Annotated in this window: 17 protein-coding genes; 10 read left to right on the top strand and 7 right to left on the bottom strand. The window is 56.6% G+C overall.

Annotation, left to right across the window (positions count from 1 at the left end; all coding sequences use genetic code 11):
• The first annotated feature begins 54 nt into the window (after positions 1-54).
• The 6 genes from LF929_RS17055 (at position 55) to iolB (ending at position 7,634) form a co-directional block, all read left to right on the top strand.
• On the top strand, positions 55-1,602 hold the full coding sequence (locus tag LF929_RS17055; RefSeq protein WP_038903394.1) for a sugar ABC transporter ATP-binding protein: 1,548 nt from the start codon (positions 55-57) through the stop codon (positions 1,600-1,602).
• Between the two features lie 16 nt (positions 1,603-1,618).
• Complete coding sequence (locus tag LF929_RS17050) at positions 1,619-2,653, top strand: ABC transporter permease (RefSeq protein WP_029456630.1); 1,035 nt, start codon at positions 1,619-1,621, stop codon at positions 2,651-2,653.
• 17 nt (positions 2,654-2,670) lie between these two features.
• Positions 2,671-3,804 (top strand): Gfo/Idh/MocA family protein, encoded by a 1,134-nt coding sequence (locus LF929_RS17045; protein WP_226093433.1) that lies wholly within the window; start codon positions 2,671-2,673, stop codon positions 3,802-3,804.
• Between the two features lie 72 nt (positions 3,805-3,876).
• On the top strand, positions 3,877-5,862 hold the full coding sequence (iolC, locus tag LF929_RS17040) for a 5-dehydro-2-deoxygluconokinase (RefSeq protein WP_226093434.1): 1,986 nt from the start codon (positions 3,877-3,879) through the stop codon (positions 5,860-5,862).
• A 30-nt stretch (positions 5,863-5,892) separates the two neighbouring features.
• Positions 5,893-6,783 carry a myo-inosose-2 dehydratase gene (iolE, locus tag LF929_RS17035; RefSeq protein ID WP_038907113.1) on the top strand — a complete coding sequence of 297 codons (891 nt, stop codon included), beginning with the start codon at positions 5,893-5,895 and terminating at the stop codon, positions 6,781-6,783.
• 23 nt (positions 6,784-6,806) lie between these two features.
• Positions 6,807-7,634 (top strand): 5-deoxy-glucuronate isomerase, encoded by an 828-nt coding sequence (gene iolB, locus LF929_RS17030; RefSeq protein WP_210174870.1) that lies wholly within the window; start codon positions 6,807-6,809, stop codon positions 7,632-7,634.
• Between the two features lie 399 nt (positions 7,635-8,033).
• Here iolB and mltB read toward each other — a convergent pair whose 3' ends face one another.
• A complete protein-coding gene (mltB, locus tag LF929_RS17025) occupies positions 8,034-9,137 on the bottom strand; it encodes a lytic murein transglycosylase B (RefSeq protein WP_038909477.1) in 1,104 nt (367 codons plus the stop codon).
• A gap of 278 nt (positions 9,138-9,415) precedes the next feature.
• Here mltB and LF929_RS17020 point away from each other — a divergent pair, with 278 nt between their 5' ends.
• Entirely contained in the window at positions 9,416-10,348 is a 933-nt protein-coding gene (locus tag LF929_RS17020; protein WP_210176019.1) for a nucleoside recognition domain-containing protein, read from the top strand.
• 161 nt (positions 10,349-10,509) lie between these two features.
• Here LF929_RS17020 and LF929_RS17015 read toward each other — a convergent pair whose 3' ends face one another.
• From LF929_RS17015 to LF929_RS16990, 6 genes are all read right to left on the bottom strand, one after another.
• Positions 10,510-11,292, bottom strand: coding sequence for a transporter substrate-binding domain-containing protein (locus tag LF929_RS17015; protein ID WP_210176018.1), 783 nt, complete (start codon positions 11,290-11,292; stop codon positions 10,510-10,512).
• A 45-nt stretch (positions 11,293-11,337) separates the two neighbouring features.
• A complete protein-coding gene (locus tag LF929_RS17010) occupies positions 11,338-11,706 on the bottom strand; it encodes a hypothetical protein (RefSeq protein ID WP_226093435.1) in 369 nt (122 codons plus the stop codon).
• Positions 11,707-12,083: 377 nt separating this feature from the next.
• On the bottom strand, positions 12,084-12,554 hold the full coding sequence (locus tag LF929_RS17005) for an MEKHLA domain-containing protein (RefSeq protein ID WP_038907118.1): 471 nt from the start codon (positions 12,552-12,554) through the stop codon (positions 12,084-12,086).
• A 243-nt stretch (positions 12,555-12,797) separates the two neighbouring features.
• A complete protein-coding gene (locus LF929_RS17000) occupies positions 12,798-15,863 on the bottom strand; it encodes an efflux RND transporter permease subunit (RefSeq protein WP_226093436.1) in 3,066 nt (1,021 codons plus the stop codon).
• Positions 15,860-16,972, bottom strand: coding sequence for an efflux RND transporter periplasmic adaptor subunit (locus LF929_RS16995; RefSeq protein ID WP_210174874.1), 1,113 nt, complete (start codon positions 16,970-16,972; stop codon positions 15,860-15,862). The genes LF929_RS17000 and LF929_RS16995 overlap by 4 nt, the downstream gene beginning before the upstream one ends.
• 95 nt (positions 16,973-17,067) lie before the next feature.
• Positions 17,068-17,685, bottom strand: coding sequence for a TetR/AcrR family transcriptional regulator (locus LF929_RS16990; RefSeq protein WP_226093437.1), 618 nt, complete (start codon positions 17,683-17,685; stop codon positions 17,068-17,070).
• Positions 17,686-17,807: 122 nt separating this feature from the next.
• Between LF929_RS16990 and LF929_RS16985 the strand changes: the two genes are divergently transcribed.
• The 3 genes from LF929_RS16985 to LF929_RS16975 all read left to right on the top strand — a co-directional run bounded on the left by LF929_RS16985 (position 17,808) and on the right by LF929_RS16975 (position 21,265).
• A complete protein-coding gene (locus tag LF929_RS16985; RefSeq protein WP_226093438.1) occupies positions 17,808-19,289 on the top strand; it encodes an efflux transporter outer membrane subunit in 1,482 nt (493 codons plus the stop codon).
• Between the two features lie 32 nt (positions 19,290-19,321).
• Positions 19,322-20,731 (top strand): MATE family efflux transporter, encoded by a 1,410-nt coding sequence (locus tag LF929_RS16980; RefSeq protein WP_226093439.1) that lies wholly within the window; start codon positions 19,322-19,324, stop codon positions 20,729-20,731.
• A 147-nt stretch (positions 20,732-20,878) separates the two neighbouring features.
• Entirely contained in the window at positions 20,879-21,265 is a 387-nt protein-coding gene (locus LF929_RS16975) for a hypothetical protein (RefSeq protein WP_210174877.1), read from the top strand.
• The last annotated feature ends 841 nt before the right edge of the window (positions 21,266-22,106 follow it).

Genomic DNA, 22,106 nt, shown 5'->3' with positions numbered 1-22,106 from the left:
GGACACACCACTCACTCACCGGCCGGGAGGCCGGTGATGAAGGAGGGCTATCCCATGACTGAACCCTTACTGGCTATTACCGATCTGGCCAAGAATTTCTCCGGCGTCTGGGCGCTGAACAAAGTGCAACTGACGGTGTTACCGGGGGAAATCCACGCGTTGCTGGGTGAGAACGGCGCGGGAAAATCCACCCTGCTCAAGGCACTGGCCGGGGCGCAACCCCAGACCAGCGGCGATATCCGCTTCAACGGTGAGTTGTTGTCACCGCAGGATTCGCCGGTAGCACGGCAAAACCGCGGTATCGTCACCATCTATCAGGAATTCAATCTGCTGCCCAACATGACGGTGGCGGAAAACCTATTTCTCGGCCGTGAATTACAGCGCAACCGGCTGTTTGTCGATGCGCAGGCGGTCAATCAGGAAGCCCGCACGGTACTGGAGTACCTGCAACTGAACATATCGCCGACCACACAAGTAGCGCGGCTGAGCGTGGCGCAGCAACAGATGGTGGAAATCGCCCGTGCACTGACGCTGAATGCCCGCTTGATTGTGATGGATGAACCCTCCGCCGCGCTGAGCGACAGCGAGGTCGAGAGCCTGCACCGGGTGGTCCGTGAACTCAAAGCACGCGGTGTCAGCGTGATTTATGTCACGCACCGGCTGCATGAGGTGTTTCAACTGTGCGATCGCTTCACCGTCTTGCAGGACGGCCGTTACACCGGTTCCGGCAATGTGGCCGACATCGATGTGGCGGGCATCATCCGCATGATGGTCGGGCGCGATGTGGTGTTTACCCGTCGTCCGCCATCAGAAACCCATCATCAGGACAAGCCGGTGCGGCTGGCCGTGAAAGGGCTGTGCCGGGAAAAACCACCGCTCGACCCGCACGGTATCGCGCTCGATAACATCGGTTTTCAGGTGCACGAGGGCGAGATCCTGGGGATCGCCGGGCTGGTGGGAGCCGGGCGTACCGAGGTGGCGCGCTGCCTGTTCGGCGCTGACCCGTTTACCTCTGGCGAGTTCTGGCTCGACGGCCAGCCTTATCACCCGGTCGATCCGCTGCACGCGCTGGATCAAGGCATCGCGCTGGTACCGGAAGATCGCAAAAAAGAGGGTGCCGTGCTGGGGCTGTCTATCCGCAATAACCTGTCGCTTTCCAGCCTGTCGTCACTGTTGCGCTGGCGCTACTTCGTCGATACCCGCCGTGAGGACGACCTGATTGAATCTTACCGGCAGGCGTTGCGCATCAAGATGGTGGACAGCGAGCAGGAGGTGCGCAAGCTCTCTGGCGGCAACCAGCAGAAAGTGATTCTGGCGCGCTGTATGGCGCTCAACCCCCGGGTGTTGATTGTCGATGAGCCGACGCGCGGCATCGATGTCGGCACCAAGTCCGAAGTGCATCAGGTGCTGTTCGATATGGCAAAACGCGGCGTGGCGGTGATCGTGATTTCTTCCGACCTGCCAGAGGTGATGGCGATTTCTGATCGCATCATCACGTTGAGCGAAGGCCGGATGACCGGCGAACTGCACGGCGATGACGCTACGGAAGAGCGGCTGATGACCCTGATGGCCATCTGCCATGACGCACAACAGGCCGCATAACGGAGAGTCTATGAGTATGCAACAACCTTTATCGCGCATTAAATTGCCGACGCCGACCAACGGCCGGGGACGCATCGACCCGATCGCCTTCTTCGAGCGTTTCGGCGTGTTGATTTTCATGATCCTGCTGCTGATCTTTTTTCAGTCGCAGAACAGCAACTTCCTGACAGAACGCAACATCACCAACATTCTTACCGAGGTGTCTATCTACGGCATCATGGCGGTGGGGATGACCTTCGTGATCCTGACGGCAGGCATCGATCTGTCGGTCGGCTCGATTCTGGCGGTGTGCGCCATGACCGCCGCTTATGTGATCAAAGGCGATAACTTCACCACGGTTGATGCACAAGCCTGGGGCGGTATGAGCTGGCTGGTGGGGATTGGCATCTGTCTGGCGATGGGCACGATCATCGGTTTTTTGCACGGCCTGGGGGTCACCCGCCTGCGGTTGTCACCGTTCATCGTCACGCTGGGCGGCATGACCATCTGGCGTGGTCTGACGCTGGTCATCAACGACGGTGCGCCTATCGCCGGGTTTGACCCTGGCTACCGTTGGTGGGGCCGTGGCGAACTGCTAGGGATATCCATCCCTATCTGGATCTTCGCATTGGTAGCGCTGATAGGCTGGCTGGCGCTGCATAAAACCCGCTGGGGACGCTTCGTGTACGCCATCGGCGGTAATACCGAAGCGGCACGACTGGCCGGGGTTAACGTGCAGCGGGTACTGGTCAGCGTCTACGTGGTGATCGGCGCGCTGGCGGGGCTGGCCGGTTTTATTCTCAGCGCGCGCTTAGGTAGTGCCGAAGCGGTGGCCGGTATCTCGTTCGAACTGCGGGTGATTGCGTCGGTGGTGATTGGCGGTACCTCGCTGATGGGTGGTTACGGGCGTATCAGCGGCACCATTATCGGTTCCGTCATTATGGGGATCCTGATTAACGGGCTGGTGCTGATGAATGTCTCGGCCTACTACCAGCAGATCATCACCGGGCTGATTATCGTGCTGGCGGTGGCGTTCGATACCTACGCCAAAAGCCGACGCGGTGCACTCTGACAGTGGGAGCGACAGTCATGAAACAGGTTCGAATCGGCCTTATCGGCACCGGTTACATCGGCCGCGCTCATGCTATCGCTTATGCGCAGGCACCGGTGGTGTATCCCCTTAAAGGACAACTGGTGCGTGAAATGCTGGCGGAAGTCTCGCCAGCGCTGGCAGAGCAACGCGCGCGTGAGATGGGGTTTGCCCGCTTCACCGGTGACTGGCAGGAACTGGTGGCCGACCCGGCTATCGACGTGGTGGATATCTGCGCGCCTAACTTTTTGCACCAGACCATGGCGATGGCGGCGATTCGCCACGGCAAACACGTCTATTCGGAAAAACCGCTGGCGCTGAATGCCGCCGAAGCACGCGAGATGGTGGATGCCGCCCGTCAGGCTGGGGTGAAAACGCTGGTCGGGTTTAACTACATGAAAAACCCGGCGGCACAACTGGCGAAAGAGATTATCGCCCGCGGTGAAATCGGCGAGGTGACCCATTTCTACGGCACCCACAACGAAGACTATCTGGCCGACCCGAACAAACCGGCGGACTGGCACTGCTTCCGGCACACCGCCGGGTTGGGTGCACTGGGCGATGTGGGCGCGCACATCGTCAATATGGCGCACTACCTGGTGGGCGAGATTGCTGAGGTGTGCGGCGATTTGCACACGGTGGTGCCGCAGCGGCCGGTGAGTGCCGGGAGTGCGGATCGAGTCACGGTGGAAAACGAAGATCAGGCCCATGCCATGGTGCGTTTCGCCAGCGGTGCACGCGGGGTGATCGAAGCCTCGCGGGTGGCCTGTGGCCGCAAAATGGGGCTGAGTTATGTCGTTACCGGCACCCGTGGTGCCATCAGTTTTACCCAGGAGCGGATGGCGGAACTGAAGCTCTATCGGCATGACGACCCGGTAAATCGGCAGGGGTTCCAAACCTTGTTGATTGGGCCGCAGCACCCGGAATATGCCGCGTTTTGCGCCAGCGCCGGGCATGGTATCGGCTTTAACGATCAGAAAACCGTCGAGGTACGCGATCTTATCGACGGCATCGCCGCTGACCAGCCACTGTGGCCCGATTTTGAAGAGGGCTGGCGAGTCTCCCGGGTGTTGGACGCGATTGTGTTGTCGCATCAGGCTGCGCGCTGGGTGGCGGTACATGAGGTGGGATAAGTGGAATAAGTGGGATAACCGTCGGGCCGACGTGTTGTCGATTTCCCTTTTTGGCTGACAGGAATGGACGTAATGACTACGCAAAAGCAGTTTGATGTGATTTGCATGGGGCGGGTGGCGGTGGACCTGTACGGTCAGCAGATCGGCGCACGTCTCGAAGACATGGGCAGCTTCGCCAAATATCTGGGCGGCTCTTCCGGTAATGTCGCCTACGGTACCGCCCGGCAGGGGCTGCGCTCGTCCATGCTGGCGCGGGTCGGCGATGAACACATGGGGCGCTTTCTGCGTGAGGAGCTACAGCAGGTCGGTTGCGACACCAGCCATTTGATTACCGACCCGACGCGGCTGACGGCGCTGGTACTGCTCGGTATCAAAGACCGGGAAACCTTTCCGCTGATTTTTTATCGCGATAACTGCGCCGATATGGCCATCACGCCGGAAGACGTCAGCGAAGAATACATCGCTTCATCGCGTTGTCTGGCGATCACCGGCACCCACTTGTCGCATCCCAATACCCGCGAGGCGGTATTAACCGCATTGCGTTACGCCCGTCGCCACGGTGTGAAAACGGTGCTGGATATCGATTACCGGCCGGTGCTGTGGGGATTGACCTCGTTAGGCGACGGCGAAACCCGTTTTATCGAATCTGCGGCGGTGACGGCACAGTTGCAACAGGTACTGAACCTGTTTGACCTGATTGTTGGCACTGAAGAGGAGTTTCATATTGCCGGTGGTAGTACCGATACCCTGCAGGCGTTGCGGCAGGTGCGGGCGCACACCGCAGCGGAACTGGTGTGTAAGCGTGGCCCACTGGGCTGTTCGGTATTCACCGGCGCTATTCCGGCGTCGCTGGATGACGGCATTACTGTGCAAGGTGTGCGCGTTGACGTGCTCAATGTGCTGGGGGCGGGCGATGCGTTCATGTCTGGTCTGTTGCGTGGTTATTTGAGCGGAGAAGGCTGGGAAAAAGCCTGTGCTTACGCCAATGCCTGCGGTGCGCTGGTGGTATCACGCCACGGCTGCGCCCCGGCGATGCCGAGCCGCATCGAACTGGATAACTATCTGGCGCGGGCGCATGCGGTGCCAAGGCCAGACCTGGACCCGGAACTGAACCACCTGCATCGCGTCACCACCCGTCGGCAGCACTGGGAGGAGCTGTGCGTGATCGCCTTCGATCACCGCATCCAACTGGAAGAGATGGCGCTGGCGTGCGGTGCTGAGCGCAGCCGGATCCCGCTGCTTAAACAGTTGATTCTCAACGCCAGCCAGCAGGCAGCGGAGCAGGCCGGGTTGCTGGGTCTTACCGGGTCGCCCGGCAGAGCTGGATTAACACCTGGCAGAGCAGGATTAGCCCCCGGCAGAGCCGGATTAGCCCCCGGCAAAGCCGGATTACTGTGCGATGGCACCTTCGGGCAGGACGCGCTGAATACCATTACCGGACAAGGCTGGTGGATCGGTCGTCCAATCGAACTGCCGGGTTCACGGCCGCTGGCATTGGAGCACGGCAACATTGGGTCGCAACTGGTGAGCTGGCCGCTGGAGCAGGTGGTGAAATGTCTGGTGTTCTTCCACCCGGAAGACGACAGCCCGTTACGGCTGGCGCAGGAGCGGCAGGTGAGTGAGGTCTATCGTGCCTGTTGCCAGTCGGGTCATGAACTGTTGCTGGAGGTGATCCTCCCTGCCGATATGCCGCGTAGCGATGACTTGTACCTGCGGGCGATTCAGCGGTTTTACAACCTTGGCGTCCGGCCGGACTGGTGGAAGCTACCGCCGCTGTCGGCTAGCGGCTGGCAACGGCTGGAAGCGTTACTGGCCGAGCGCGACCCCTATTGCCGTGGTGTGGTGATCCTCGGGTTGGATGCGCCGATCGAGACGTTACGTCAGGGGTTCAACGCCGCCGCGGGTCAATCGGTAGTGAAAGGCTTTGCGGTGGGACGAACACTGTTTGCCCAACCGGCGCAGCAATGGCTGCGTGGTGACATCGACGATCAGCAGTTGATCGCCGACATCAAAGATAACTACTTGCACCTGATCGCCCTGTGGCGTCAGCGCGGCTAACTCCATTAATTCTGAGCAGAGGGAATCGAAATGAGCGTTCAACTGGGTATTAATCCGCTGACCTGGACCAATGACGACCTGCCATCGCTGGGCGCGGAAACCCCGCTGGAAACTTGTCTGAGCGAGGGGCGTGAGGCCGGTTTCGCCGGGTTTGAACTGGGCAACAAGTTTCCGCGTCAGTCCAGCGTGCTGGGGCCGATTCTGCAACAGCATGGGCTGCGTCTGGTCTCTGGCTGGTATTCCGGCCAACTGCTGACCCGCTCGGTAGCAGAGGAAATCGCTGCCGTACAAGACCACCTCAACCTGCTGCGGGAATTAGGCGCTACCGTACTGGTGTTCGCTGAGGTGACCGGTGCGATTCACGGCGAGCAAGGCACACCGGTGCATTTACGTCCGCGTTTCCCAGCGGCGCGCTGGCAGGAGTACGGTGAGAAGCTCAGCGAATTCGCCCGTTATACCCAACAGCAGGGGGTACAAATCGCCTATCACCACCATATGGGGACGGTAATTGAAACCGCTGACGACGTAGACCAGTTGATGACCCATACCGGGCCGGAGGTCGGGTTGCTGCTGGATACCGGCCATCTCACCTTTGCCGGTGCCGACCCGCTGGCGGTGGCGCAACGCTGGGCGGTGCGCATCAACCACGTGCATTGCAAAGATATCCGCCCCGAGGTGCTCAAAGACGTGAAAAACCGCAAAACCAGTTTTCTGGATGCGGTACTCAGTGGGGTGTTCACCGTGCCGGGTGACGGCTGTGTCGATTACCCGTCGCTGTTCCAACTGCTAAAAGCGCAGGATTATCAGGGCTGGCTGGTGGTGGAAGCCGAACAGGACCCGGCAGTGGCGCATCCGCTGACGTACGCGACGTTGGGATTCAATAACCTGCAGCGCTTCGCCCGCGATGCCGGTTTGATCTGACGGTTGCAGCCAGGAGGTGGGTCATGTCTGAATTACTGTCTCGTTATCATGCGCCGGATGAGCAAGGGTGTATCCAACAGATTATCCCGGCTCGCGCGGGGTGGCGTCATGTCGGATTTGAGGTTTACCAGCTATCGACTGGAGCAACGCTGTCACTGCCTGCGGTGGCGCAGGAGCGTTGTCTGGTGCTGGTTGGCGGCCGGGCGACGGTGATAACACCGCAGTCGCGCTTTGAACATATCGGCGAACGCATGAACCCATTCGAGCGCAAGAAACCCTGGGCGGTGTACGTCACGCCGGGGGAAACGGTAACGGTGATAGCCGACACACCGCTGGAACTGGCGGTCTGTGCCGCGCCGGGCACCGGGAACCATCCTACCCGCTTGATTGCGCCACAGGATATCGGTGCCGAAGCGCGTGGCGCCGGGCGCAACCGCCGCTTCGTGCACAACATTTTGCCGGAGGACAAAGCGGCGGACAGTCTGCTGGTGGTTGAGGTTTACACCGACGAAGGCTGTACCAGCTCTTACCCCAGCCACAAACATGATGTCGATAATCCGCCGCAGGAAACGTATCTGGAAGAGACTTACTATCACCGGCTCAACCCGCCGCAGGGGTTCTGTCTGCAACGGGTGTATACCGAGGATCGCTCGCTGGACGAGTGCATGGCGGTGTACGACCGGGATGTGGTGATGGTGCCGCGTGGTTACCACCCGGTAGCGACGCTGGCGGGCTACGACAGCTACTATCTCAACGTGATGGCCGGGCCGGTGCGCCAGTGGCGCTTTAGCTGGGAGCAGGATCACCAGTGGGTGAACAGCGCGGAATATGCCGCAAAACACAGCGGGTGAGATGATGTATGAGGCTTTTTATCGTACAGATCAAACCGGGCTGGCAGCCCAAACCGCCATGTTGTCTCGTGAACGGTGACGTCTGCCTGGGCGGTGAATGGTTTCGTGCGGGATAAACGGTATAGTTTCTTTGCCATTTCATCGCACGCACGACAAGGAGAGGCTCAAACGCCGCCTCTCCTTGACCACTGGCTTGAGGGCTAAACTATGCCGCTTCGCGGTTCCTTCGGCGTTCGCCTTCGCTGTTCGGGCCGCCCGTGACGCTCTCCCGGAGCGGCACGGGCTTTCGCCGCGTCCATGCGGCTCACCCGGCGAAGTCGCCCACCTCAGCACAGTTTTTGACGCTGGAAAACCCGTTCACCCTGTACTTAAAGGGTTTGTCAGCAGTTTGACTCCGGTTTAATACCCCTGCCGTGCTTTTCTGACTTCTTCTCCTAACTGCCATACCGCCATCGCGTAGTGCACGCTGTGGTTGTAACGGGTAATCGCGTAGAAGTTCGGCAGACCGTACCAGAACTGGTAGTAGCTCCCCATATCGAGACGCAGCAGACTGGCTTCCTGATAGCCACCCAGTGACGCGGTCGGACGTAGCCCGGCTGCTGCCAGCGTTGACAGGGAATAACGGGTTTTAAAGCCGGTTTCCAGCGAGAACGTCTGACCGCTGGCGGGTATGGCGACCTGTTGGTTCGGTTGCCAGCCGTTTGATTTGAAGTAGTTGGCGACGCTGCCGATGGCATCCACCGGGTCCCACAAGTTGGCGATGCCGTCGCCGTTGAAATCCACCGCATATTTCTTGAACGCCGATGGCATGAACTGACCGTAGCCCATCGCCCCGGCAAACGAACCACGCAGCGATAACGGGTCAAAGCCGTCTTCCCGCGCCATCAGCAGAAAGTACTCCAGCTCGCTTTGGAAGTACTCAGCGCGGCGTGGGTAAGCGAAGGACAACGTCGCCAGCGCATCCAGAATGCGGGTTTTACCCATCACCCGGCCCCAGCGGGTTTCTACCCCGATAATACCGACGATGATCTCCGGCGGCACACCGTAAACCTGTTGGGCGCGTGCCAGTGCGTCCTGATACTGGTTCCAGAATGCGACACCGTTTTGCACGTTATCCGGGGTGATGAACTGCTTGCGGTAACGCAACCAGGAGCCATTGGGAATGTTGGATGGGGTGGCGGTGGACGGCGCGGGTGCCTGCTTGTCCATGAGTCTTATCACCCAGTCCAGCCGCTGCGCTTGTGCCAGCACATCATGCAACTGCTGGCGCTCGAAGCCATACTGCCGCACCATCTTGTCCACAAAGCGGTCCACGTCCGGGCTGTTGGCAAAATCGCCGTTAGTCAGCAGGCCACCAGAATGGCCGGGAGATAACAGAAAACCACCGGAAGGGGCCGTGGAAGGGGGAGTACCGATAATTTCAGCCCCAGCGGGCTCAGCGGATTTATTGCTGCAGGCGGACAGCGCCAACAACAGCGGGAGAATAGCAACCAGGCGACGCATCAGATATCCATATAATTCTGTCAAAAACAACGTGGCGGCCATGGTAGCGCAACGTCCATAGGGAAAAAACCGAATTGTGGCGCACTGGCACACAATGGGTTATCTGTCAGTCATGACATCGCTGCCAGTCACGACCATGGCGCAGGCCGGGATGAGACAGGGATAAAAAACGTGGTGGAATATTGTGATGATTGTCACGAAAATAGCCGGTAAGAAAAGTCGGGCTGGCGTCGCCAGCGACAGCAACCGGCACTGTTTCAACCGCACAGGGACATTACATGAACGTGATTGGAATTATCATGTCATCGGGGAAGGCCTCCGTTGACGTTGCACTGTATACACTGTTGCCGATTATGGTGGTGATGCTGGTCATCATGCGTTTTCTGGAAGTGAAAGGTGTTGTCGATGCGCTGGTTCGTTGGATGGCACCGATCCTCAAGCCGTTTGGGCTCACCGGGATGAGCACCTTCGCGCTGATTCAGCTCAATTTCGTCAGTTTCGCCGCGCCACTCGCCACCTTGTCGATGATGGAAAAACGTGGCGTGTCCGATCGCCACATGGCGGCGACGCTGGCGATGGTGTTTGCGATGGGGCAGGGCAACGTGTTTTATCCGCTGACGCCGTTTGGTCTGCACTGGGCGGGGGCGATTGTCATCTCGATTGTCGGCGGACTGGCTGCCGCTGCGCTGACCTATCATGTGCTGGGGCGCAGATTGTCTGTCGCAGAGAGTCAGCGTTCCAGCGAGATGGCGGCGGATGAACCCACCGCCAGAGGCCTCATCGGCATTATTAACAGTGCCGGGGCGGATGCCATCCGTCTGGCGCTGGGGTCGGTGCCGATGCTGATCCTCTCCATGACGATCGTTGGCATACTGGAAGCGGCGGGCGCGGTGACGGCACTTGAGCACTTTTTCTCGCCACTGCTGGCTGCCGCGCATATTTCTCCGGTTTTCGTGTTGCCGACGCTGGTGAAATGTCTGGCGGGCGGTACCGCTTATTTTGGTGTGGTGTCGGACTTGATGCAGCAAGGCAAGATGACAGCCAGCCAGATCAACGCTTCGGCCGGTTTACTGATTCAGACCTTTGATTTACCGGGGATCGGTATTTTTCTTGGTGTGGGCTCCCGCTTTACTCGTCTGTTTCGTTATGCCGCATTGGGGGCACTGTTCGGTATTGCCGTCAGAACTGTGCTGCATGTGGCGGTGTTTTAGCGGATGTCGCGCGCTGTTGCGTGACACCCTCGGCATTTAACGGAGGGCGTTCCCGCACTGTGTATGTTATTTCTCCCGGCCTCGTTGTAGGCCGGGTGCGATACGGTGAGTGCAAGGAGATAAGGAGAAATACGTGAAGGGATAGCCAAATTACCCCCCAATTATTCTTTTACGCTTAAATCCATATCCCCAAAATACCGCGCCTTGATACGCAAAAAGGTACCGTCATTGATGATATTTTGCAGGCCCTGATTGAACAGCTGTTGGGTTTCCGTATCCCCTTTGCGTATGCCGTAGGCTGAGCCGATGCTGAATAACCTGTCATCCGTGACTTCCGGGCCTTTTAATTCAAAATCCTTACCGTCCGGCGTTTGTAGAAAACCGAATATCAGGGACACCGATGGACACAGCGCACCGTCAACCCTTCCGGCGCGTAAATCTTCATAGATGGCGTCCTGATCAGGATAGCTTTTCACGTTGGCCCCGGCGGGCTGCCAGTATTTGTTGGCGTAGGCTTCCTGAATGGTGCCTTGCTGCACCGCGATAGTTTTACCCCACAGCTTGTCGGCCTGAGGCAGCAGTGTGCTTCCTTTTCTGGCTACGAATCGGGTCGGGACATGAAAAACATAGTGACTGAAGTCTATCGCCTCTTTTCTTTTTGGGGTGACGGCCAGTGGTGAGATAACATCTATTTTTTTGGCCAGAAGTGCTGGGATCTGGGCATCAAAGGTATTGACGATGTAATCACATTTCGCGTTGACGGATTTACAAATAGCATCGGTAATATCAATTTCAAATCCTGCCGGATTGCCATTGACGTCTCTGGTTTGAAAGGGTGAATAAGCGAGATCCACACCAATACGAATGACGCCTTGCCTGGCAAATACGACCGGTGAGGTCGCGAGGAGAATAATAGCTGGAAAAATAAATAGTTTTTTAAACATAAAAATGATACCTCTTTTTAACCATGTAAAAATGAATGCGAATATTCATATATTCATGTCGTTACCTGTGAACTGTGAAATAAAGACGCTGTCCTGAGTCGGGTTGCTCGTTACATTCCAGTAGCGGCCAGATGCTAGCGGTGGCCTTCCCGAAGGGGATACCTGAAAGCGCGGCTGACGGGGCCTTTCATCGATGGGTGATAATAACTGCGATGAGTCAATGTCCTGCCAGCTAATGGCATACTTTTTATAGGGAAAAGGCATGCCCTCACTCAGTGAAAGCGATGGGGTGGCTGGCAACATTGCTGATGTTGTATCGCCAGAGACGACACAACATATAGCCTGTAAAGCGAGGATGGAAAAAACGTCAGGCACGGCATGATTATTTTTTGCTACATCCCTGTACTTATTCATATCCCTGTCCATACCTTATCTGGAAAGTGGACGTTAATTTATACGTGAAAGAATGATAGAGGGCGTTATTTTATTTTCAGGATGTAAATCTATGCATATTCAGGTGTCGGTGCCTGAATTTATCTCGCCAGTGCAAGGTATTTTAGCGGATATAGAAATGGTAACAGGTCGTAAATATCGGCAGGCGAGGTGATGGCTTTTGATAAATTCGTATTATTTGCAATAAAAGAATCATTTTTTATTCGGACGAGTCTTATGTAAAGGGAGAGTCGTTGCTATATATCCGTGATAGATTACGTTGCCGCTGTGTTGATTGTATTATTTGGCCCATCCCTGGGCCTCGTTATTTCCTTGACGTTTCAACGCCTAAAGGGGCGTTATTGGGTATATAGGGTATTTTTACGTGGCACAGGCCAGAACAGCGCCGCTTGTCCCCAGACGTTGTCGCTGTTGTATCCTAACTGCCATACCTCGCCATCATAAATCGTGAAGGTATTGCCTTGCTTATCGACACGTGGCCCGGTGTAGTTTTTCGCAATACCATCGCGGGTGACGATATCGAGTAACGTTTGGCGTTCAGCGCGATCCGCCGGGGAAGCGCTCAGCCGCGACGGCAACCGTAACATCTCCTCATGGCTGTACTTAAAGCAACGTAAAGCACACTGGTTGGCGTAGATAAAGACAGGGTCGCTTGTGCTGCTATGGGCCAGAATACTGTAAGGGGCGGCCTGATCCAGCCACAGATAACGATCTTCTACATCCTCAGCACAATAGAGCCCCTTACCGTTCAATGCGCGGTAACATTCATCGATCCGTCTTAATAGCGTCAGATGTTCTGCCGTTGTCATCACACTCCCTCCTTCAGATATTGAGCCGGGCTGGCTTTAGTACGCACAGTACATCAGCTATATAATCCAGCCGAATAACCGTTGTCATGCTGATGAGGTGTGGTGTTGCCGCCGATTGGCGATTTCAGACTTATCTGGCTGGCGCACCACGACACTGCGCCAGCCTTTGTCGGGCTTATCGTCACCGCGTTTCATTTCGGCATCGTGGCGCTATCACACCGCCTGATAGCGCCACGCCACGTCTCAGCCGTGGCGAACGGGTTTGATCCTGAACCAGATAGAATACATGGCTGGCAGGAACACCAGCGTCAGGGCGGTTCCGGCCAGCGTGCCACCAATCAGCGTGTAGGCCAGGGTGCCCCAGAACACCGAATGGGTGAGCGGGATAAACGCCAGAATCGCCGCCAGTGCCGTTAGCAGTACCGGTCGGGCACGCTGTATGGTAGCTTCAACGACCGCACGGAACGGATCCAGCCCCTCCTGTTCGTTGTGGTGGATCTGCCCTATCAGGATCAGTGTATTGCGCATCAGTATCCCCGATAAGGCGATAAGGCCGACCAGCGCATTGATGCCAAACGGCTGCTGGAAGATAAGCAACGTAGGCACCACGCCGATCAACCCCAGCGGACTGGTCAGGAACACCATCACCATGGCCGCCATCGAACGCACCTGCAAAATGATGATGAGCAGAGTGAGAGCGATCATAATCGGGAAAAGGGGTGCCATGGCCTGGGTCGCCTTGGCGGACTCCTCGATCGAACCGGCCTGTTCTATCCGGTAGCCTGCCGGAAGGCGCGCTATAATCGGTTGCAACTGCGTCATGATGGCGGTGGAAACATCCGGCGGTTGCAGTCCTTCGGCGATGTCGCCGCGAACCGTGATGGTCGGTGTGCGGTCACGGCGTCGCAGGATCGGGTCTTCCATGCGCACATCGACCGACCCCACCTGAGACAATGGGATGCGCTGCCCGGCGGAACCGACTAACGTAAAGTCGGCGATCCTGGCGGGATCAAGGCGGATGTCGCCCGCCGCGCGGCCGATCACCTGCACCGAACGAATATCTTCACGCACGTCTGTCAGCGGGGCGCCGCTCAACAGGAACTGCAATTGCAGGGATACCGCGTTGGTGGTCAGCCCCATGGCCTGTAGCCTGTCCTGATTGAGCGTGAAGTGCAGTGTCGGCACTCGCGGCCCCCAATCCGTATTGACGGTGCGCATCATCGGGCTGGCGCGCATCACTGTCCCGACTTCATCGGCGATGGCGCGCAGCTTGTCCGGATCCGGACCCATGACGCGGTAGGCGACGGGGAAAGGAGAATAGGGGCCGAACACGAGTTGTGTCACCCGAACCCTGGCCTCAGAGGCCAATCCATCGGCAACAACGTTACGCAGTCTGAATTTGAGCGCTTCCCGTTCTTCTTGATTACCTGTCAGCACCACAATTTTGGCGAACGACGGATCGGGTAGCTCAGGCGACATTGCCAGATAGAACCGTGGTGCACCCTGACCAATGTAGGACGTCACGATCCGCGCTTCTTTCTGATGTGCCAGCCAGGCTTCGACTTTCGCGGTGGCGGCGCTGGTTTGCTCAATCGAAGTGCCGTACGGCATCTGCACTTCAACCAGCACTTCTGGCCGGTCGGATGTCGGGAAGAACTGCTTCTTGACGGCTCCCATGCCAAGCACCGATACCACGAACAGCGTGATGACCGCACCGGCGACGATCCATTTGCGGGCAATAACCAGCCCCAGCACCTGCCGAAAGCGCTTGTAGTTACGGGTGTTGTAGATGGCGTCGTGCCCACCCTCGACCTTCTTGATATCCGGCAACATCTTCACCCCGAGATAAGGGGTAAATGCCACCGCCACCACCCAGGAAGTGATCAAGGCGATGCCGACGATCCAGAACATATTGCTGGTGTATTCACCGGCACTGGAGCTGGCGAATCCGTTCGGCATGAAACCGATGGCCGTTACCAGCGTACCCGAAAGCATCGGTGCCGCCGTGTGGCTCCAGGCATAGGCGGACGCTTTAATACGGCTATACCCTTCTTCCATCTTCACTACCATCATTTCGATGGCGATGATGGCGTCATCCACCAGCAAGCCCAGCGCCAGAATCAGCGAACCCAGCGTGATACGGTCAAAGTTCTTGCCGGTGGCGGCCATGATGACGAACACCGCCGCCAGCGTCAGCGGGACTGCGGCGGCGACCACGATACCGACGCGCCAGCCCATACTGAGAAAACACACCAGCATGACGACCAGCAAAGCGACGAAAAACTTGACCATGAACTCGTCGACGGCAGAGCTGATGTTGACGGCTTGGTCGGTTACTTTGCTCAAGGTCATGCCTAGAGGAAGCCCTGCGTTGATATTGGTGACTTCCGCTTCAAGCGCCTGGCCGAGTTTAAGCCCGTTCCAGCCGTCACGCATCACGACGCCCAGCAACAGCGCCGGTTCACCGTTGCTGCGGACCATAAAGGTCGCGGGGTCTTCATAGCCACGCTCGACAGTCGCCACATCCGACAGCTTCAGTGTCCGTCCTTGCGCCACGATAGGGGTCTGGCGGATTTTCTCCAGGTTATCGAACGCACCGTCGACGCGTACAAACACCTGTGGCCCTTTGGTTTCGATGGAGCCGGCCGGGGTCAGTAGGTTCTGGTTATTGAGCGCAGCGAAGATATCCTGCGGTGTGACGCCGAGTGTCGCCAGGCGGTCGTGGGAGAATGAAACGAAAATGCGTTCAGGCTGCTCGCCGATGATATTAACCTTCTTCACCCCTGGCACGTGCAGCAGTTGCTGGCGCAATGTTTCCGCATCCCGTACCAGCAGCCGCTGCGGCTCGCCTTTGGCTTTGAGTGCAAACAGCGCGAACGTCACGTCGGCATATTCATCGTTGATGATGGGGCCGATGACGCCGGCAGGCAATTTTTGAGCTTCATCTCCCATTTTCTTACGCGCCTGATAAAACTCTTCCTGAATCTCCGAAGGCGGCGCTCTGTCAAGCAGAGAAAGCATGGTGATAGCCAGACCAGGACGGGTATAGGTTTCTGTGCGGTCATACCAGCGCAGTTCCTGCAGGCGTTTTTCCAGCGGTTCGGCAACCTGATCCTGCATTTCCTGCGCCGTGGCTCCCGGCCAGGCGGTGACAATCGTCATCTGCTTGACTGTAAAAGGCGGATCTTCCGCCCGTCCGAGCTGAAAAAACGCGAGGATACCGGCGACGGTGATCAGGAAAATCAGAAACAACGTAATGGCGCGTTCGCGTACTGCGAGCGCCGACAGATTAAAACGGCTCTCGCTCACGGGCGGCCTCCTGCCACAGCGGTTGTGGCGGTAACGTCAGCGACCCGCACCGCTTCACCTTCGTGCAGCAGGTGCGCGCCGAGCGCGACGATCGGTGCGCCTTGCTGTATCTGGCCGGTGACGCGTGCCGTATCCTCCCCCATGTTTTCAATGGTGACCGGACGCCAGCTTACCGTCGCCGGTTCGCCGTGGATCACCCACACCCCCGGCCCTTTGCCGGCGTCAAATAAGGCGGCCAGTGGCACCTGCAGGCCTTGTGTGGTGGAGGGTTGTTCGGGGATTCTAATCGTCACCGTCGTGCCCAGTGGGGCGTTGGCTAGCTCGCCTTGCAGTACATAGCGGGCCTCGAATGTCCGCGTGAGTCTGTCCGCCATATTGGAGAGTTGGCGCAGGGTGGCCGGGCTGACGACGCTTTCTTTGCCAAAGCCGGTTGCCAGCGCGAGTGAGCCGAGTGCGGGGCGCAGTGTTTCCGGTAGCTGGATAACCGCTTCGCGCTGCCCGGCTTGCGCCAGACGTACGACAGTCTGCCCGGCGTTGACCACCTGTCCCGGTTCGGCCAGCGTGTCCATCACGATGCCATCGCTGTCAGCGACGAGTATCGCATAGCGGTTAGCATTCCGGGCCACATCGGCCTGGGCTTGTGCTGCACTCAGTTGAGCCTTGGCGGCGTCTGCCGCGGCTTTCACCTGGTCATAAGCGGATGACGATATCGCCCCGGTTCCTTGCAGGCCACGGTAACGGGCTTCATCTTCCGCGGTTTGCAGCGCCCGTGCCCGGGCGGCGGCTACGGTTTCCTGCTGTGCACGCGCAGCCAGCTCCAGGTCAACAGGGTCAAGGCGCATCAGCGGTTGGCCCCGTTTCACTGCTTGCCCCGTATCAACCAGCCGTTCCAGTACTTTGCCGGAGACCCGAAACCCTAAATCACTCTCTATTCTGGCGGCGATCGTGCCGGTGAAGGCCCGTGATTCAACCCCGGCGGCCCTCACCACAGTGGAGCGTACCAGCGGTGCCTGTGTTCGCGGGTCGGAAGGTGTTTTTTCGCCACAAGCGGCCAGGGCAAACGGCAATGCGCAGATGGCTGCAAGTGGAAGGAGGCGGTGACGAGCCATAAGTAGAGTCCCCTTGACGGATTAATCAGGAGACCTATCTTTAATCATGTGACCATTTTAGTCAATGGTCACAATGTTGAATGATGGTGGTGACGCTATGGCGATAAGCTGCGGAGTATCAGGCTGGACAGCTGTGCCGGTGCTTCATCGATGTAATCGAAACTCTGCTGCAGCATTAGCGGGTTGAGGTAAGGGCGCATGACGAGATAAATGGCCGCCGTCGTTTCATCGAGTGGGGTTTTTCTTTCAAAATCACCACTTTGCCGCCCTTCACGCAAAATATCCTGCAGCAGTGCCTGCATGCGCTCTTCATAGGCGATCGCCGATTGCCAGCGCTCGGTCGCGGAGGATGCAGCAATCTCATACAGCTTTCTGTCTTTGAAGAACAGGCGCAGGCCTGCTTCAACGATGGCCTTAAACATCCGCCGTAATTTTTCAGGTGGCCTGTCGGCGGCGTCAACGGCGGCACGCACTTCCGCTTCGATCTCTCGCAGGCAGTTAGAGCAAATCATCTCGCCAATCACTTGTTTAGATGAGAAGAATTTGTAAATATAAGCCTTTGAAAAACCTATTGATTTAGCAAGGTCGGACACCGTGGTTTTTTCATAGCCATAGCGGCTGAAGTGCTCTGTCGCGGCGTTCACTATCTGATCTCGCACGTCATGATCAGCCGGGCCCCGGTTCGACACGGGATAAGGGTTTTCTTTACTCATGGTCTGCTATTTACCCCTGACGTAATACATAAAAGGCAGTTTACCCCCTGACCTATGCGTTGACAACGAGTGACTAAATTGTAATATGGTCACAATTCGGCGTGATGTCTATGGTGGAACATATGTTACCTAAGCCCTCTTTTATCGTCCTTGGCGTGGCGGCTCTGTTAGCCGGTTGTACGGTCGGCCCTGATTACACCCGGCCTGCTGTACCAATGCAGCAAAAATACCTGGGTCAGGACGCCGTTGAGCAACGACGCACTGCCGTCCATGCTGATCTTCTGACCTGGTGGGAAGGATTCGGCGACCCGCAATTAACCCAACTTGTCACGCAGGCGCTGCAACAGAATCTCGACCTCGCGCAGGCCTCTGCACGTGTGGTTCAGGCGCGTGCCGGTCTTGGCTCGGCCAATGCAGCACTGCTGCCTTCCGGCAATATTTCCGGTCAAGCGAGCAGGGCCTACCAGTCTGTCGAGACCCCGTTGGGGAAAGTATTGAATTCGACGCCGGGTTTTGACCGCTATGGGAATGCTTATGAGGCCGACCTCGGTGCCAGTTGGGAACTGGACGTGTTTGGCGGCTTGCGCCGTGAGCGAGAGGCGGCACTCGCCGAGTATCAGGCATCCGAAGCAGGGGCGGTGGCAACGCGTCTGGCGGTGGCCGCACAGACTGCTGATATCTACATCACGATTCGTGGATTGCAGGCCCGTTTGAACGTCGCCCGTCGGCAGGTACAGACGCAGCAGGAACTGCTCTCGACCATTAACCGCTTGCATGACAAGGGACTGGCGGCGGAGCTTCAGGTCAGGCAGGCCGAAGGCGCATTGGCGCAGGTACAGGCATCGGTACCCGTTTTACAAACCGCGCTGGATACCGCGATGAACGCGCTGGATGTGATGCTAGGGTCAGCGCCGGGCACGCATCGGGCCATGTTGGCTGAGGTTGGCGCCATTCCCGCCGCACCGCGCATCGCCGCGACCGGCTCGCCGGGCGAACTGCTGCGACGCCGCCCGGACCTGATTGTGGCCGAGCGTCGACTGGCGGCCTCCAACGCGCGTATTGGTGCTGCCGTCGCCGGGTATTACCCCTCATTTTCCCTGAGTGGGCTGCTTGGTAGCGCGACAACGGTATCTGGCAGCAACCTGTTTACCAATGGTGCCAGTCAATCGTCCGGCGTAATCGGACTGCGCTGGCGGCTATTCGATTTTGGTCGCATCAACGCGCAGATCCATCAGGCTAAAGGTCAGGAAGCTGAGATGCTGGCGGCCTATCGGCTGGCGGTATTACGGGCGACAGAAGATGTGGAAAACGCGTTTTCGGCGTTAGTTAACGATGAAGAACAAGCCCGCGTGTTGGCCCAAGGGGTGGACTCACTCAGACGGGCGCGGGATGCCGCCTTTGCCGCCTATCAGCACGGCACACTTAGCCTGATAGAGGTGTTGCAGGCCGACGAAAGCTTGCTACAGGCTTCCGACACGCGGCTACAGGCGCAAACCGAATCCGCACGTGCGGCGGTCGCGGCGTTTAAAGCGCTCGGCGGTGGCTGGCAGCCCAGTGACGCGGGTTCGGTCACGGCGGGTCAGCGTAGCAAAAATAGCGTGTAAATCTTATCCACCATACTGAGTGTTGAGCTTGCATGATGACGACATTATTACCGAATGCAAACCGGAGCCGGGAACCGGCCGCAAAACCGTTGACCACCGCGATGCTGGCCGGGCCGATCCTGCCGGTGATGCTCCGTCTGGCGTTGCCAACGGTGGCGGTGCTGGTGGTGCAAACACTCGTAGGCGTGATGGAAACCTACTTTGTCAGCTCGCTTGGCGCGGGGGTATTGGCCGGGGTTGCCGTGGTATTTCCGATATTGATGCTGATGCAAATGATGGCAAACGGCGGCATTGGCGGAGGATTATCATCGGCAATATCGCGGGCATCGGGTGCCGGTCGGTGGCAGGATGCGCAAGCGCTGGTGTGGCACGGTGTGATTATCGCGGTTGTCATGGGCGCGGTGTTTGCAGCACTGATCCTTACTGGCGGTGAAGCGCTGTATCGCGCCATGGGGGTTAACGGGCCGTCACTGTCTGCGGCGTTGGCGTATTCAAACCTGGTTTTTGCCGGGGCACCGCTGGTGTGGCTGGTCGCATTACTGTCAGCCGCCTTGCGCGGTGCGGGCGACACGAAAACCCCGGCGCGCATCACCTTGCTGGGCGGCATTATCCTGATGCCGCTCTCTCCTGTGCTGATACTGGGGTGGGGGCCGATACCGTCGTTGGGCGTTGCTGGCGCGGGGATAGCGATACTGTTCTATTACCTCTTCGCCACGCTATTGCTGGTCAGGCACATGCGTTCCGCCAACAGTGTTATCAGGCTGGCAATCACACCGCTACATTCGCGATTATTCAACGACGTGTTGGGCGTTGGTTTTTTATCGGCCATTGGCACCGTGCAAATCAATTTGACCGTTACCGTGGTGACGGCGATTGTCGGGCGGTTTGGGCCTGATGCCATCGCCGGGTATGGCATTGCTTCACGGCTCGACTATCTGCAAATCCCGCTGTTGTTTGGGCTGGGGACAGCCATCATGACGATGGTTGGCGTCAATGTTGGCGCGGGACAAACGATGCGCGCACAACGTATCGCCTGGGTGGGGGCGGCAGTCGCTTTCACCTTTACGGAATTGCTCGGGCTTGGTGTGGCGGTCTATCCGCGCCTTTGGCTTTCGCTGTTTAGCGACGATAACGCCATTCTGGCGGCAGGGAGCCTGTATCTGCGAAACGTCGCGCCATGCTATGGGGCTATTGGCATCGGTATGGCGCTCTATTTTGCAGGCCAGGGGGCGAAACGTGTGCTCTGGCCCGTACTGGCCGGAACCGTACGCATGGTCATTGCCGCGGCCGTGGGGTGGCTGGCTGTCACTCAGTATGGCGCTGGCCTGACATCGCTGTTCACGATTGTCGCGCTAAGCGCGCTGGCTTACGGAGCCATGATCGTTGTGACCAACTTAGCCAGTGGTCGGGTCACGCGCGAAACGGCACCGACGGTGATGTAAGGGGGGCCGGTATGCTGGTGCACGGACTTCATGGCTGATAGTCTACTCAATGGATATCGTTTATGAGGGTAGGCTCAAGATCAGAATGTCTGGATTTCTGATTTAGCCTGGCACTGCATTAAGAAAGAGACCCTCACAGAGGAAATAATGAGAATTAAGATTGGGATGTTATTGGGCATGGCACTCTTTTACTCGAGCACATCTTGTGCTGTGGGGAGTGATTTTATTTTTCGAGTGAATAATGAAACTTACCGTTTCCCAGCATCTTGCATAGAACATTTAGAGTTTCACGATAAAAGTGACGATTATCCAGAGCGGGTTGATATGAACCTGACTGGTGAATGCGGGGAAAAACTTAGCGTTCTGACCATTCAGAATATGGGTAAAGAGCTTGAAATTTATTACAAAGATCATCTTTTAATGCATGCTCTTATTCTTTCCAGATTGAAATCTGGCATTATGCTTGAAACCAAGAATGTTCCACGAGTGATCTTGATGCAGATATTAGTTGACTACGGGGTAAAACCTGGCTGATGTAGAGCATGGTGGTAATATACTAAGAAAGCTACTCAAATTTTATTGGGTTCATGACTCGGTGGAGTTGATATGTAATCGAGGACGCTTGAGGCATATTTTTATATAGCTCGCTGATATTATATTTTCGTATCAAGCTGTTTGGTAGTTAATTAGATTGAATATGGTTGTATGTGCTCAATCTTATGCTAGTGCTTGCCATAACTTAAATCAGTGTTATTAGCAATTAAAAACCTGACCTTTCTGTTCTGCATATTCATCTTAAATAATCCTTGATATATTTATGTTATGGCATTTAGTTAATTGTATCTTGCATATTTCTATCTCTTCTGAGGGACATAATTAGTCTGCCGGAAGATCTCTAAAAGAGAATGGTTCGGTTAAACGGGATGCTTACACACTGGCAGATTGGGAAGCGAAGAGCCAAGCTTTCTAACGTTGAAGAATCTCTTAAAATTTATTGGAATTCTATTGCCAGTAATTTCCTGGTGTTGCTGCGATCGATGTGATTCTTATTGATCTTACCTTAAGAAACGCTAAATAGAATTTCCAAGGTGGCTGTTGAACCACACTTTAATTTTGTGAGGTGATAGTTAGTTATTTTCAATATTATTGGAGATTCAAACTGAATGCCAGTTGTGGGAAAACGTATAAGTTAGAATTGAATGGGTCCAGTCAAGTTGTAGGATGGACTGGACTTATTATTTTCACGCGGATATCGAATCTTTGAAATTAATTTTCATTTTATTGATTGCAGAATTATACATTTTTTGTAGTCATTGTTAGATAAATTAAGAGCTACAACCTCTACATTAAATGATTTTAAAAGTCCTGCTTTTTC

This window comes from Dickeya oryzae (genome assembly GCF_020406815.2).
Taxonomy (GTDB): Bacteria; Pseudomonadota; Gammaproteobacteria; order Enterobacterales; family Enterobacteriaceae; genus Dickeya; species Dickeya oryzae.
The sequence above is the reverse complement of the archived record's forward strand: the minus strand, read 5'-3'. Positions and strand labels throughout refer to the sequence as shown.

Coding starts and splice junctions, on each gene's coding strand:
- LF929_RS17010 (WP_226093435.1), bottom strand. CDS start 11,706: ATGAATAAGTACAGGGATGTAGCAAAAAATAATCATGCCGTGCCTGAC.
- iolC (WP_226093434.1), top strand. CDS start 3,877: ATGACTACGCAAAAGCAGTTTGATGTGATTTGCATGGGGCGGGTGGCG.
- LF929_RS16995 (WP_210174874.1), bottom strand. CDS start 16,972: ATGGCTCGTCACCGCCTCCTTCCACTTGCAGCCATCTGCGCATTGCCG.
- LF929_RS17050 (WP_029456630.1), top strand. CDS start 1,619: ATGCAACAACCTTTATCGCGCATTAAATTGCCGACGCCGACCAACGGC.
- LF929_RS17020 (WP_210176019.1), top strand. CDS start 9,416: ATGAACGTGATTGGAATTATCATGTCATCGGGGAAGGCCTCCGTTGAC.
- LF929_RS16975 (WP_210174877.1), top strand. CDS start 20,879: ATGAGAATTAAGATTGGGATGTTATTGGGCATGGCACTCTTTTACTCG.
- LF929_RS17055 (WP_038903394.1), top strand. CDS start 55: ATGACTGAACCCTTACTGGCTATTACCGATCTGGCCAAGAATTTCTCC.
- iolE (WP_038907113.1), top strand. CDS start 5,893: ATGAGCGTTCAACTGGGTATTAATCCGCTGACCTGGACCAATGACGAC.
- LF929_RS16985 (WP_226093438.1), top strand. CDS start 17,808: ATGTTACCTAAGCCCTCTTTTATCGTCCTTGGCGTGGCGGCTCTGTTA.
- mltB (WP_038909477.1), bottom strand. CDS start 9,137: ATGCGTCGCCTGGTTGCTATTCTCCCGCTGTTGTTGGCGCTGTCCGCC.
- LF929_RS17045 (WP_226093433.1), top strand. CDS start 2,671: ATGAAACAGGTTCGAATCGGCCTTATCGGCACCGGTTACATCGGCCGC.
- LF929_RS16990 (WP_226093437.1), bottom strand. CDS start 17,685: ATGAGTAAAGAAAACCCTTATCCCGTGTCGAACCGGGGCCCGGCTGAT.
- LF929_RS17005 (WP_038907118.1), bottom strand. CDS start 12,554: ATGACAACGGCAGAACATCTGACGCTATTAAGACGGATCGATGAATGT.
- iolB (WP_210174870.1), top strand. CDS start 6,807: ATGTCTGAATTACTGTCTCGTTATCATGCGCCGGATGAGCAAGGGTGT.
- LF929_RS16980 (WP_226093439.1), top strand. CDS start 19,322: ATGATGACGACATTATTACCGAATGCAAACCGGAGCCGGGAACCGGCC.
- LF929_RS17015 (WP_210176018.1), bottom strand. CDS start 11,292: ATGTTTAAAAAACTATTTATTTTTCCAGCTATTATTCTCCTCGCGACC.